The organism is Bradyrhizobium sp. HKCCYLRH3097, assembly GCF_051167875.1.
Taxonomy (GTDB): domain Bacteria; phylum Pseudomonadota; class Alphaproteobacteria; order Rhizobiales; family Xanthobacteraceae; genus Bradyrhizobium.
Genome location: NZ_JBNPTX010000006.1, coordinates 96,684 through 109,375 on the forward strand (window position 1 = coordinate 96,684; position 12,692 = coordinate 109,375).

The following is a 12,692-nucleotide window of genomic DNA, read 5'->3' on the forward strand; positions in this document are numbered from 1 at the left end:
CCGGTTCCGTCGGCATGGACAGTGACAGAATGGGGCAGGGTGCAGTGACGAAGGGACCGGTGGTGATCGTGGGTGCGGGGCATGCGGGATTCCAGCTCGCGACCTCGCTGCGTCAGGCAGGCTTTGCTGATCCGATTCATCTGATCAACGACGAGTCGCATCTGCCGTATCAGCGCCCGCCGCTGTCGAAGGCGTATCTGAAGGGCACCGGCGGTCCCGAGACCCTGATGTTCCGACCGCAGAAGTTCTACGCGGACCAGACCATCGATCTCGTCTACGATCGTGCCATCGCTGTTCAGCGCGATCAGCGCCGGGTGCTGCTCGCCTCCGGTAAGACGCTCGACTATGGGCACCTCGTGTTCGCGACCGGTGCGCGCAACCGGCTGCTCGACATCCCCAACGCCAATCTCCCGGCGGTGCGCTATCTGCGCATTCTCGACGACAGCGAAGCGCTGCGAGGCTTGCTCACCGATGCCAAGCGGGCCGTCGTCATTGGCGCCGGCTTCATCGGTCTTGAATTCGCAGCGACCGCGCGGATCAAGGGCCTCGAGGTCGACGTGCTCGAGCTCGGCGCCCGGGTGATGGCGCGGGCAGTGACCGCCGAGATCTCGGACTACTTCCAGAAGCAGCATGCGGAAGCCGGCGTGCGCATCCATCTCGGCGTGCAGGCCACCAGCATCGAGGCCGACGGCAACAAGGTCACCGGCGTCAGCCTCAGCGATGGTCGGCACATCCCCGCTGACCTCGTCGTGGTCGGCGTCGGCGTGCTGCCGAATGTCGAGCTCGCTGCCGAGGCTGGATTGCCGGTCGCCTCCGGCATCGTCGTCGACGAATATCTGCTCACCAGCGATCCGCACATCTCGGCCATCGGCGACTGCGCCCTGTTCGTCAGCCAGCGCTTCGGCGGGACGCTGCGGCTGGAGTCGGTGCAGAACGCCACCGATCACGCCCGCTGCGTCGCGGCGCGGCTGACGGGCGACGTCAAGCCCTATGACGGACAGCCGTGGTTCTGGAGCGACCAGGGCAATGACAAGCTCCAGATCGCGGGGCTCACCACCGGCTATGACCAGGTCGTTCTGCGCGGTGATCCGGCGCAAAAGGCGTTCTCCGCGTTCTGTTACAAGGAGGGCCGGCTGGTCGGCATCGAGTCGGTCAACCGCGCCGGCGACCATATGTTCGGCCGCAAGTTGCTGGCTGCGGGCGGCACCTTGGATGCAGCCAAGGCCGCTGATCCCAGCTTCGACCTGAAGAGCGCTCTGGCCTAGAGCCACGCGCGAACCTCCTCCTCGGTCGGCATCGACGGGCCGGCGCCCATGCGCTGCACCGAGATCGAGGCGGCGACGTTGGCATAGCCGATCGCATCCGCGATATCAGCGCCCTGCGACAGCCGCGCGGCGAGCGCACCGACGAAGCAGTCGCCGGCACCGGTGGTGTCGACGGCCTTCACCGCGCGGCCTTCGACCAGCCGGGCCTCGGCACCAGAAACCGCGACCGCGCCACGCGCGCCGAGCGTGACGCAGACCGTCTGGTCGTCGCGAGGCTTGAGCGCGCGAACCGCCTCATTCACCTGCTGCGGCGTCGGCGCGTCGCCGAGCTCGATGCCGGCCAGGAAACCGAGCTCGGTTTCGTTGAGCACGAGGACATCAACCAGCGCAAACAGCGGGCTGTCGAAGGCGCTCGCGGGGGCGGGGTTGAGGATCGTGGTGGCGCCGGCCGCTTTGGCACGCTGGAAGAACGCGACAATCGTCGCTTGCGGGATCTCGAACTGGCTGACGGCCACGTCTCCCGAGCCAAGAGACACCTGCGCCACATCGTCGGCGCTGACCTCGGCGTTGGCGCCTGATATCACCACGATCGTGTTGTCGGCCTTGGCCAGCGTGATGATCGCGGTGCCGGTCGACGCGCTGGCGCTGTCCTTCACGGCGGTGAGATCGATGCCCTGAGCCGTGAGAAATGCGCGCAACTGCTCCCCGAAGGCGTCGCGACCGAGCCGGCCGATCAGCGCCGTCGGCGCGCCGAGCTTGGCCGCGGCGACGGCCTGGTTCGCTCCCTTCCCGCCCGGAAAGTACATCACCGACCGGCCGGCGACGGTCTCGCCGATGCGCGGATGGCGCTCGGCCGCCGCCACCACATCCATGTTGATGCTGCCGGCGACGACGACCCGCCCCATCCGCCTGCTCCCCACAACCGCTAGACGCGAGCCTCGAATTCCTGCCGGACCAGCTCGATATCGGCGAGCGTCGGCAGGCCGGCCTCGTTGCCGAGCTTCTGGATCTTGAACGTCGAGGCCGCGCGGGCGAACTCGAAATGCTCCTTCCAGCCCTTCGCAGGATTGGCGAGGTACGAATACACATAGGCGCCATGGAAGACGTCGCCGGCGCCGTTGGTGTCGATCACGCGCTCGCGCGGGATCGGATAGGCGGGCAGCGTATGCACGGCGCCGACCTCGTCATACCAGAGCAGGCCCTTTTCGCCCTGGGTGACGCCGCCGATGCGGCAGCCGCGGCTCTTCAGGTAGTCGAGCATCTTCTCCGGCGTGAGGTCCATCTGCTCGCACAGCCGCTCGGCCACGATCGCGACGTCGATATATTCCAGGAGCTCATGGGTGTTGGTGCGCAGGCCGCCGCCGTCCAGCGAGGTCAGGATGCCGGCCTCGCGGCACAGCTTGGCATAATGCAACGCCGCGTCGGGCTGGTGCCCGTCGACATGCAGCGCCTTGCAATTGCCGAGATTGAGCAGCGGGAACGGGTGGATATGCGCATCGTCGCGGCAGCGCACGATGGCGCGCTTGCCGTCCTTCGGCATGATGAAGGACAGCGAGGAGGCATTGACCTTCCGGGGATGGACGGAGATGCCGTATTTCGCGGTCATGTCCTGGAACATCCGCCCGAGCCAGTCATTGGCGACGGTGGCGATCAGGTCGGGCACGATGCCGAGCTTGGCGCAGCAAAATGCCGCAGTCACCGCATTGCCGCCGAACGAGACGGCATAGTCGGATGCCACGTGCTTCTCGTCCCCCGTCGGCATGTGGTCGGTGATGAACGTCACGTCGATGTAGGTCTGTCCGATGAAGAGGGCCTGCATTGCCATTTCTGTCTCACTAAGGGGTGATCGCGGCCCCGGCGCCGCAGATTAGCAAGCGGTCAAAGCGGATCAACGCTGAAATTCTTCGCCAAATCGTCACCTTGGTGGTTGAGATCGGCCGTCTGCTACCGGTGGCCCCCTGCCGCCGGCGCTCGGGTCGCGCTATGGTTGCCGGCCTGCAGAAGCGCAGATTCGGGAGTGGAATATGACTGTCTATGCGGGTCCGGTCTTCGAGATGGCCACCAATCAGTTCAACGTGATCGCCGACCACCTTGGCATCCCAGCCGACGAGCGGGACCGGCTGCTCTTGCCGAAGCGGGCGATCACCGTCTCGTGTCCGATCCACAAGGATGACGGCACGATCGCGGTCTATGAAGGCTACCGGGTCCAGCATCTGCTGACGATGGGGCCGACCAAGGGCGGCACGCGGTTCGCTCCGACGGTCGACATTGGCGAGGTCGCCGCGCTCGCGATCTGGATGAGCTGGAAATGCGCGTTGGTCGGGTTGCCCTATGGCGGCGCCAAGGGCGGCATCAACGTCGATCTCTCCAAACTGTCGAAGCGCGAGCTCGAATCGCTGTCGCGCCGCTACATGCAGGAGATGATCCCGTTCGTCGGCCCGCATACCGACGTGATGGCGCCCGACATGGGCACCAACGAGCAGGTGATGGCGTGGTTCATGGACACGTATTCCATGTACCAGGGGCAGACGGTGATGGAGATCGTGACCGGCAAGCCGGTGTTCTCCGGCGGCACGTTGGGGCGCCGCGAGGCGACCGGCCGCGGCGTCGCCCATGTGTCGCGGCGGGTGATGGATGAGCTGGGCATCGACCCGACCAAGTCCACCGCGGTCGTGCAGGGCTTTGGCAATGTCGGCTCCTATGCCGCGCTCGGCTTCCACCAGATGGGCATGAAGGTGATTGCGGTCAGCGATCACACCGGCGCCCTCCATGATCCGCGCGGCCTCGACATCCCGGCCTTGATGGCGCACGCCGCCAGGCACGGCAGCATTGCCGGCTTCTCCACCGAGCTCGCCTTCGATCCGCGGGAGATCCTGACCCTGGCCTGCGACATCCTCGTGCCGGCCGCGGTCGAGCGGGTGATCGACGCCAAGGTGGCGGCGAACCTGAAATGCCGCGTCATTGCGGAAGCCGCCAACGGCCCGACCACGCCGGATGCCGATCTGGTGCTCGACCAGCGCCGCAACGAGATCTTCCTCATTCCCGACATTCTCTGCAATTCCGGTGGCGTCATCGTCAGCTATTTCGAATGGGTGCAGGACCTGCAGCAGCTGTTCTGGGAGGAAGAGGAGGTGATGCGCAGGGAGTACCAGATCCTTGACCGTGCCTTCGAGCGCATGCTGACGCGCGGCAAGACCGACGGCATCTCCCACCGGACCGCGGCGATGGCGATCGGCGTGGAGAAGGTGCGCGCCGCCAAGAACTCGCGAGGGCTGTTTCCGTGATCACCGGCCTCGACCACGTCGTCGTCCTGCTGCAGGACATCCAGGCCGGCAGCGCCGCGTTCGAGACGCTGCTGGCGCGCAAGCCGTCCTGGCAGAATTCGGGCGAGGGCGCCGATCGCGTCCTGTTCACGCTCGACAATATGAGCCTGGAGCTGATGGCGCCGGCGGGCCAGGGCGTGGCCGCCGACCGCATCCGCAACGTGATCAAGATCTGGGGCGAGGGGCTCGCCAGTATCTGCTTCGCCACCGGCGATATCGGCAAGATGCATCGGCGGCTCGAGCGGGTCGCGCTGAAGCCGGATCCGATTGCCGAGGTCGACAGCACCGACCGCATCTCGGGCCAGACGCTGCATTGGAAGCGCACCCGCGCCATGACCGATCTCACGCGTGGCGTGCGCATGTTCTTCCTCGAGCTCGCCGAGCCGCGCCCGCCGTCCGCCAAGACCGCCGATACGGCCGTGCTCGGCCTCGACCATATCGTGATCTCGACCGAGGATCCCGAACGCGCCGCCGCGCTCTACGGCGCGCGGCTCGGCCTCGACATGGCGCTCGACCGCAGCCATCAGGAATGGGGCCAGTTGATGTTCTTCCGCTGCGGCGACCTGATCGTCGAAGTGGTGAAGCGGCCGGTCGCCGGCAACGACAAGGCCCATGACAAGCTGTGGGGCCTGAGCTGGCGCGTCGCCGACATCGAGGCGACGCGCGCGCGGCTGCTCGCCGCCGGCCTGCAGGTCTCCGAGCCGCGCGCCGGCCGCAAGCCGGGCACACGGGTGATGAGCCTCTACAGCGGCACCTGCGGCATCCACACGCTGATCCTCGAGAAGACCCCGCGCGCGGCGGAGTGAGGTCGAAGCCGAGCCGACGGCGTCATGGGCCAGCCGCCCGTGATATAGGTCGGAACGGCATTCGGAGTCTTTGCCACGCCGATGATCTCTCCTTCCGAACCGGCTCCCGCCACTGTGTCCCGTCCACGCCGCGTCTTCATGCTTGGCGCGACGGGAACGATCGGCCGTGCCACGGTACGCGCGCTCGTCGCGCGCGGGCACGAGGTGGTCTGCTTGGTGCGTCCGCGCCATGACGCCGTGAAGATCGCGGGCGCCACCGTCAGGACGGGGGATGTCACCGATCCCGCCTGCCTCGCACGTGACGGCTTTGGCGGTGAGCGGTTCGACGCCGTGGTGTCCTGCATGGCCTCGCGGACCGGCGTGCCCAGGGATGCCCAGGCGATCGACTACCAAGCCCATGTGAACGTGCTGGATGCCGCGCGGAGTGCCGGTGTGAGTCACTTCGTCCTGCTGTCCGCCATCTGCGTGCAGAAGCCGCTGCTGGCGTTTCAGAGGGCCAAGCTGGCGTTCGAAGCGCATCTGATGGAGCAGGGGCTGACCTACTCGATCGTCCGCCCGACCGCGTTCTTCAAGTCGCTGTCGGGACAGGTCGCGCGGGTGAAGCAGGGCCGGCCCTATATGGTGTTCGGCGACGGCCGGTTGACGGCGTGCAAGCCGATCAGCGACGGGGACCTCGGCGACTATCTGGCCGGATGTCTCGATGACGAGCGCCGCTGGAACCGGGTGCTGCCGATCGGCGGCCCAGGCCCCGCCATCACGCCGATCGAACAGGGCGAGCATCTGTTCGCGCTGCTCGGACGCAAGCCGCACTTCCGGCACGTCCCGGTGGCGCTGCTCGATGTCATCATCGGCGGGCTCGATGTCGCCAAGCGGATCGTGCCGTCGCTGGCCGACAAGGCGGAGCTCGCCCGCATCGGCCGCTACTACGCGACCGAATCCATGCTGGTGCTCGATCCCGCCACCGGCCGCTACGACGCCGACGCCACGCCGTCGACCGGATCGGAGACGCTGTTCGACTACTACGCCAGGCTGATCCGCGGCGAGGCGACCGCCGAGCGCGGCGATCACGCTGTGTTTTAACCTCGATCTCTCCGCGTCATTGCGAGGAGCGCAAGCGACGAAGCAATCCAGAGTCGCGGGCGCGGCCCTGGATTGCTTCCGCCGTCGCCCTTCGGGCTTTGGCGGACAGGTCGCTTCGCTCGCAATGACGGAGAGATGAGACATGCGGTCTTCTTCTCGCGGCGCGTTTCGCGTCCGAGCTTTACCGTTCGTCCTGCCCTCTTCGAGAAGAGGGCACGGGGAATGCCGGGCGCTGGCCGCACCCATGGCCCGCCTGCGGAAAAAATGCAGGCGGCAGGAACCACAGGTTCAGCCGAGAACACCCGGCATTCCCCGCGCGATGGTTGAACGGCTGCTTCGCGTTCTCCCCGGTGCTCCGGGCTTTCTGGCCACCGTTGCCCGCGCGGCGCGTGAGCGCCGGCGCAAGCGTGACACCAGCGTCGGGGTGTCAGGACCACGCGACTTGACCGTGCGCATCGCTGCCGTTCGTCCGCGCGAGGTTCACTCGCGCGCAGCACCGACACGCCCACCGCATCCCGCACCCGACGTTCGTGACGACCGCGAAGCGCCCCTCGTGTGAGGCGGGACGATAGCTCTATAGCATCTTTCCCGGAAAGTCGAAATAGAAATCTTATTAATCGAAGGGAAATTTCCCAATCGTGAGAACCACTATCGCGGCAATCCCTGTATGCCCCATTGATGCCAGCGCAACTCAGGCCTGACTTAAAGTGTACAACAGGATGAATTTTGGCAAATGGGTTCTCGCGAATCTCTACTGTTTGCTTATCCGAAGACTAAGCTCCAGAGCCGCTCCGGCAGATTCAAATCCGCAACGCCACGAGAAACGCCGAGAATATGGAGGCCGAGCCACGGCATTACATATCCGACTATGCCGAGCAATAGCAGTATCTGAGCGGCGACGCCAAGCGTTGCGCCTACGAACGTTTGAGCGGTGAGTACAAGTGCAATCCAGGGGCGATCAAACGATGGCACAGCCTTTCCGTTAGGTAAGAAACGCAGCAACAGAGCGCGTAAACCTGGGACCCCGCGCAAAAATGCGGCGCCTCCAATCATAAGGTTCACAAAGCTTGGTATCATGGAGGAAATCAAGAGCGCGTAGAGCCACCAATACTCCGGCTCGGCAGGGTGGCTAGCAATTCCGTCAAATAGCGATTGTAGCGGCAGAATGGGCTTGCCGCCATGGTGAATCCTGATCGTGTCAAATGCCTGCACAGCAACCACCATCGCGATGGCTAAGATCATAATGATCATTGCTGCTAGGGCCGTATCTAGTAGCGCGAGCAAGTACGGCCACCAGCCGCCTCGTTCGAGGCCTCGGCGTAAGAGCGCCCTAGTCATTCCCAGGGAGGCCCAATCAAAGGGTGCGTTGACGAGCGTAAGAAGACCGAGAAATAGCAACAATGGGCCTGATGGATCTAAGGAACTCGTTGATGTAAGAACCGCTGGTGCAGATAGGCAGAAGGCGGTTAGCGCCATCACGATTGTGGCGAGCAGTAATCCCTCCTTCTGTTTTGCTATGGCAATACGATTAATTAGGCGTAGAGCAATGATAATCGCTGTGAAGGCAAAGTAAAAAGTGACGGCTATGGCGGTGGCCACGGTCAATACAATTAGCGCGATGGTTAAGACGATAGCCGTTGAAGTAGTGCCCGCATAGGCGGAAGCTGCGCTAACAATCGAAAAAGTCCCTGCGACTGCACCGACGAAAATTATCGCGAAAGCGACCGCGAACGCGACAGCTAGAGCGCCAGCATAGGGGAGCGTGATAGACCCGGTTAATGCGACGGCGATTGCGACGGCGCACACCCCATTGATAACGACAGTGCTAGCGCCCGCACCTGCTACGACCGTAGCGAGAACTACAGTCAGGGCTCCCCATGCATAGATATCTAGCTTGTCTTTTTCTTTGTATGATAGCCAAACGACAAAGCCGGTGATAGCGCAGAACGGGGCCGCCAATACTCGCTGCCAGCCCGCTACTCCGGATTGCAAGCCGAGGGCGGTTTCCGCCGGGCCGGCATGGCCGGAGATTATCCAAATTAGTACTATAGTGGCAAAGGGGTAGATCAGGGCAAGCCATAAGCAACGATCAAAAGCTGGCGCTGTCCAGAGCGGCTGCGGTGCGTGAAGTCCAAAAGCTTTTGGAAAGAGCGTGCGATCTGCCATGCCCGTATCCCCAAGAAAGCGTTCAACTTTGTCGAGAAAGGCGGTGAGACGTTCGTGGTAGATTCTTGCCGCAGTATTGTTGCCAGTCAGATTCTGGCGAAGTGCGTCGTAGGACGTGCGCGCTGGACTCCCTATGGGGGCGCCACCTGCGCCAAGCACCGCGACTGTGCGTCGGTAAAGCAAAGAAAATGCTAGCGCTAAGATCGCAGAAATAAGCGTTAGGCCGGTGGTGAGCAGAATCGTTGCCTGGTTTGAACTACCGGCGAGCCAAGCGCCCGTCGCGGCCGCAGCGGTCACCACAATATGAGTTAATGTCTTGAAAATATTGGTATCAAGCGATTGGCTGGTCATCCTGAGCCTTCCCCGTTGGCTCAACCAAAAGTTATATGATAATCATTCGAAAGATTCTGGTTGGGTGTCAATCCTTCAATCAACGGGTAGGTGAGCGGCCGTACTTTGTCGTATTTGTGGGTGGGCGACCGCAGTGGTATGGCCGAAGGTGGAGCACGGTGCTTGGCTGCTCGTTGCAGGACCATAAGATGCAGAGTTTGTGAACAACTTCATCATCAGAGCAAGGAAGCAACGACTCCAGGGCAACTGTTGTCCTCTGTTGATGCTATTCGTTTCCAACTAGTCTCTTACGGCTGGCTCTGAACCACACACGGCACGTTCGCAAACCCGCGAAACCGCACCCGGCCGCCGCGCACTGGCTCGCCCTCGAGCTGATAGTTCGGAAACCGCGCCAAGAACCGCCCAATTGCCACGGCGCCCTCCAGCCTTGCCAGCGCCATCCCTGCGCATTGATGGGCGCCGGTGCCGAAGGCGAGGTGGCGGTTGGCGAGGCGGGTGATGTCGAAGCGTTCGGGATCGTCGAACTGGGCGGGATCGCGGTTGGCAGCGCCGATGCACAGCGTGACCGATGTTCCGGGCGCCAACGCGATGCCGCCAAGCTCGACGGCTTCCGTCGTCATCCGATTGCCGAGCTGGTTGGAGCTCTCGTAGCGCAGGATCTCTTCGACCGCGGTGCGGATCAGGTTGGGGGCCTCGATCAGCCTCCTGCGCTCGGCCGGATGCTGGCCCAGCAGCACGAGGCCGTTGCCGATCAGATTGGTGGTGGTCTCGTGGCCGGCATTGAGGAGGAAGATGCAGTTGTGCAAGAGCTCCGTCTCGCTCAGCCGCTCGCCGTCGGCCTCGCCCTGGATCAGCCGGGTCAGCACGTCGCGTTCGGGATTGCCGGGAGCCGCGCGCCGCCGCGCGACCAGGTCTTTGAGATAAGTCAGCATGTCGCCGACCGCCTGGTTGCCACGGGCGAATTGCTCGGCCGACAGCACCGGCTCGAGCGCGCCGAGGATGGCGAGCGACCAGTCGCGCAAGGGGGCGCGCTCCTCGTGCGGCACGCCGAGCAGGTTGCCGATCACCTCGATCGGAATTGCCGCGGCGAAATCCTCGATCAGCTCGAAGCGGTCCTTGGCGGCGATCCAGTCCAGCAGTCCGTCGACCAGCGCGATCAGCGCCGGCTCCATCTCGGCGATCGCGCGCGGCGACAGCGCGCCCATGATCAGGCGGCGCACCCGGGTGTGCGCCGGAGGATCGTTGAAGACGAGGCTCGTCGTGTGATGCTCGTACAGCAGCGAGTTGCCGTATTTGGGCGCGAACTCGCGCTTCTTGTCCGACGAAAACGTCCTGGTTGCCTTGTAGGCGGTGACCAGATCGTCGTAGCGGGTGAGGAAATAGGAGCCGTTGCGCATGCGCTTGACCGGGGCGTGCCGGCGCAGCGCGCGATAGGTCGGGTAGGGATCGGCGTAGAACTCCGGCGTCAGGCTCTCGAGATCGAACTGGCTGGCGAGCGCTGCGTCGTCGGTCATGTCTGGTCCTCCCGGCCGATTCTTGTTTTTGTCCCGGCGACCGTCGCACGGCGAGCGGCGGAAGAAAATGTGCCCGCCGCGGTGGTCCCCGCGCGGCCTTGCGTCCACCGATGGAGCGGTGCCCCAGATCCGCCGCTTTGAGAGGTATAAAATTGCCTTTGGCGCCGGTGAAATCCCGCCTGCAATTTCAGGGACTTGGCCGCCGACCCTGCTGCGCCGCGGCATCTTTCTTGACACAGATCAAGTGAGTATTTACTCACGGCCGATGTCCACTTTGCGCATGACAAGCGATCTCCGCAGGCAGCTGATCCTCGGTGCAGCCAAGCGCTGCTTCGCGCGTCATGGCTATGCCGGCACCACGACCAAGAGCGTGGCCGCCGCGGCGGCGATCTCGGAAGCGCTGCTGTTCAAACATTTCCCCTCCAAGGCGGCGCTCTATGCGGAGATCCTCACCGAGGAGTGCGAGACCGATCCGGATTTCGAGGTGCTGCTCAGCCAGGAACCTTCGACCGCGACGCTGGTCATGCTGATGGCCGGGATGGTCCGGCATTTCCTCGGCATTGCCGACGGCCCCAATGAGGAAGAAGAGCAGCGGCTGCGGCTGATGGCGTCGAGCCATCTCGACGATGGCGAGTTCGCAAGGCTGCTGTATACGAAGATCGATGATCTGATCGGCGCCAAGTTCGTTAACTCTCTGGACAGCGCCGTTGCCTCCGGTGACGCCGTGCGATTGGCGGCCGCGCCGCGCGATCTGTTCTGGTTCGCGCATCACACGGTCTTGATGGCGGCATTGACGCGGCTTCCATCCATTCCCTGTGTGCCGTATGGAACTGCGGCGAGCCTGGAGCGCCAGCTCAGCGAATTCATCCTGCGCGGCATCGGACTGACCGACGCCGCCATTGCGTGCTACCTCGATCACGAATTGTCGCAACCTCCGGCCCGGCCGGCGACGGCAGAAAGTGCATGACATGAACATTGCGACGGAACCCAAGCTCTCAGGAAAGCCGGTCCACGGCAAGCCGCGCAAGCGCACCCGCCCGGTGCTGTGGTTCATCGTGGTTGGCGGCCTGCTCGTGGCGCTGGTCGGCGGTCTCGTATGGTTCAACATGTTCCGCGACAAGATGATCGCGCAGTTCTTCGCCAACATGAAGCCGCCGCCGCTCAACGTCAGCGTCGCGACGGCGAGTTCGGAGACGGTGCCGAACCTGTTGACCGCAGTCGGCGATCTCGCCGCCGTGCATCAGGTCAACGTGACCTCGGACGTCAGCGGCCGCATCACCGACATCATGTTCACGCCGGGCTCCACGGTGAAGCAGGGCGCGCCGCTGGTGCAGCTCTATGACGCGCCGGATCAGGGCGATCTCGCCAACTACAAGGCCCAGGTGACTGTGGCGCAATTGTCGCTTGATCGCGCCAAGCAGCTGGCGTCGCGCCAGTTCGGGCCGCAGGCGACCGTCGACCAGGCCCAGGCCGCCTACGACCAGGCCCAGGCCGGCATCGCCAAGACCGAGGCGCTGATCGCGCAGAAGCTGGTGCGCGCGCCGTTCGACGGCGATCTCGGCGTCCGCAAGGTCGAGGTTGGCCAGTATCTCAGCGCCGGCACGCAGATCGTGTCGCTGACCGATCTGTCGGAGCTGTGGGTGAACTTCACCGTGACGGAGAAGGACAGCGGCCAGCTCAAGGTCGGCCAGACCGTCCGCATCGGCGTCGATGCCTATCCGGGCCGGACCTTCGAAGGCAAGATCACCACGATTGAGCCGCAGATCGCGACCGACACGCGCAACATCCGCGTGCAGGCGACGATCGCCAATCCGGAGCGCATCCTGAAGCCGGGCATGTTCGCCACCGCCACCGTGGTGCTGCCGGAGAAGCCGCCGGTGCTGACGGTGCCGGAGACCGCGGTCGACTACACGCTCTATGGCGACTCGGTGTTCGTCATCAACGAGAAGAAGACCGACGACGGCAAGACCGCGCTGACGGCCGACCGCATCTATGTGCAGACCGGCGACCGCATCAACGGCCGCGCGGTGATCCTCAAGGGCCTCAAGGAAGGCGATCGCGTCGTCGCCGTCGGCCAGCTCAAGATCCAGTCCGGCGCCGCGGTCGCGATCTCCACCGATCCGCTGCCGCCGGTCCCGGCGAAGCCGCCGCGCTACTGAGCGACCTCTGATCCAATGCCGGGCCGCC

At 64.2% G+C, this 12,692-nt stretch carries 10 protein-coding genes; 6 read left to right on the forward strand and 4 right to left on the reverse strand.

Annotated elements, in window-relative coordinates:
• Positions 1-29: 29 nt before the first annotated feature.
• Entirely contained in the window at positions 30-1,265 is a 1,236-nt protein-coding gene (locus ACQR0U_RS16450; RefSeq protein WP_434843561.1) for an NAD(P)/FAD-dependent oxidoreductase, read from the forward strand.
• On the opposite strand, the gene rbsK is transcribed toward ACQR0U_RS16450, so the two are convergent.
• The gene (rbsK, locus tag ACQR0U_RS16455; protein WP_434872189.1) at positions 1,262-2,170 is read right to left on the reverse strand and encodes a ribokinase; all 909 of its coding nucleotides are present in this window, start codon (positions 2,168-2,170) and stop codon (positions 1,262-1,264) included. The two genes, ACQR0U_RS16450 and rbsK, sit on opposite strands and share 4 nt — an antisense overlap.
• A 20-nt stretch (positions 2,171-2,190) precedes the next feature.
• Positions 2,191-3,084 (reverse strand): sugar kinase, encoded by an 894-nt coding sequence (locus ACQR0U_RS16460; RefSeq protein WP_315715822.1) that lies wholly within the window; start codon positions 3,082-3,084, stop codon positions 2,191-2,193.
• Positions 3,085-3,289: 205 nt separating this feature from the next.
• Here ACQR0U_RS16460 and ACQR0U_RS16465 point away from each other — a divergent pair, with 205 nt between their 5' ends.
• The 3 genes from ACQR0U_RS16465 to ACQR0U_RS16475 all read left to right on the forward strand — a co-directional run bounded on the left by ACQR0U_RS16465 (position 3,290) and on the right by ACQR0U_RS16475 (position 6,474).
• On the forward strand, positions 3,290-4,549 hold the full coding sequence (locus tag ACQR0U_RS16465) for a Glu/Leu/Phe/Val family dehydrogenase (protein WP_315754716.1): 1,260 nt from the start codon (positions 3,290-3,292) through the stop codon (positions 4,547-4,549).
• Positions 4,546-5,394: a VOC family protein gene (locus ACQR0U_RS16470; RefSeq protein WP_315754715.1), complete on the forward strand. Its 849-nt coding sequence runs from the start codon at positions 4,546-4,548 to the stop codon at positions 5,392-5,394. The genes ACQR0U_RS16465 and ACQR0U_RS16470 overlap by 4 nt, the downstream gene beginning before the upstream one ends.
• A 138-nt stretch (positions 5,395-5,532) precedes the next feature.
• Positions 5,533-6,474, forward strand: coding sequence for an NAD(P)H-binding protein (locus ACQR0U_RS16475; protein WP_434872204.1), 942 nt, complete (start codon positions 5,533-5,535; stop codon positions 6,472-6,474).
• Positions 6,475-7,236: 762 nt separating this feature from the next.
• Here the strand turns inward: ACQR0U_RS16475 and ACQR0U_RS16480 are convergent.
• Positions 7,237-8,991 (reverse strand): hypothetical protein, encoded by a 1,755-nt coding sequence (locus tag ACQR0U_RS16480; protein WP_434872190.1) that lies wholly within the window; start codon positions 8,989-8,991, stop codon positions 7,237-7,239.
• A 287-nt stretch (positions 8,992-9,278) separates the two neighbouring features.
• Positions 9,279-10,505 carry a cytochrome P450 gene (locus ACQR0U_RS16485; protein WP_434872191.1) on the reverse strand — a complete coding sequence of 409 codons (1,227 nt, stop codon included), beginning with the start codon at positions 10,503-10,505 and terminating at the stop codon, positions 9,279-9,281.
• Between the two features lie 280 nt (positions 10,506-10,785).
• Here ACQR0U_RS16485 and ACQR0U_RS16490 point away from each other — a divergent pair, with 280 nt between their 5' ends.
• Positions 10,786-11,472 carry a TetR/AcrR family transcriptional regulator gene (locus ACQR0U_RS16490; protein WP_315715751.1) on the forward strand — a complete coding sequence of 229 codons (687 nt, stop codon included), beginning with the start codon at positions 10,786-10,788 and terminating at the stop codon, positions 11,470-11,472.
• A 1-nt stretch (position 11,473) separates the two neighbouring features.
• Positions 11,474-12,664, forward strand: coding sequence for an efflux RND transporter periplasmic adaptor subunit (locus tag ACQR0U_RS16495; RefSeq protein WP_315715752.1), 1,191 nt, complete (start codon positions 11,474-11,476; stop codon positions 12,662-12,664).
• Positions 12,665-12,692 lie beyond the last annotated feature (28 nt).

Bases quoted from the DNA above. Each gene is read 5' to 3' on its own strand.
- rbsK (WP_434872189.1), bottom strand. From the start codon at position 2,170: ATGGGGCGGGTCGTCGTCGCCGGCAGCATCAACATGGATGTGGTGGCG.
- ACQR0U_RS16475 (WP_434872204.1), top strand. From the start codon at position 5,533: ATGCTTGGCGCGACGGGAACGATCGGCCGTGCCACGGTACGCGCGCTC.
- ACQR0U_RS16465 (WP_315754716.1), top strand. From the start codon at position 3,290: ATGACTGTCTATGCGGGTCCGGTCTTCGAGATGGCCACCAATCAGTTC.
- ACQR0U_RS16480 (WP_434872190.1), bottom strand. From the start codon at position 8,991: ATGACCAGCCAATCGCTTGATACCAATATTTTCAAGACATTAACTCAT.
- ACQR0U_RS16495 (WP_315715752.1), top strand. From the start codon at position 11,474: ATGAACATTGCGACGGAACCCAAGCTCTCAGGAAAGCCGGTCCACGGC.
- ACQR0U_RS16460 (WP_315715822.1), bottom strand. From the start codon at position 3,084: ATGCAGGCCCTCTTCATCGGACAGACCTACATCGACGTGACGTTCATC.
- ACQR0U_RS16490 (WP_315715751.1), top strand. From the start codon at position 10,786: ATGACAAGCGATCTCCGCAGGCAGCTGATCCTCGGTGCAGCCAAGCGC.
- ACQR0U_RS16450 (WP_434843561.1), top strand. From the start codon at position 30: ATGGGGCAGGGTGCAGTGACGAAGGGACCGGTGGTGATCGTGGGTGCG.
- ACQR0U_RS16485 (WP_434872191.1), bottom strand. From the start codon at position 10,505: ATGACCGACGACGCAGCGCTCGCCAGCCAGTTCGATCTCGAGAGCCTG.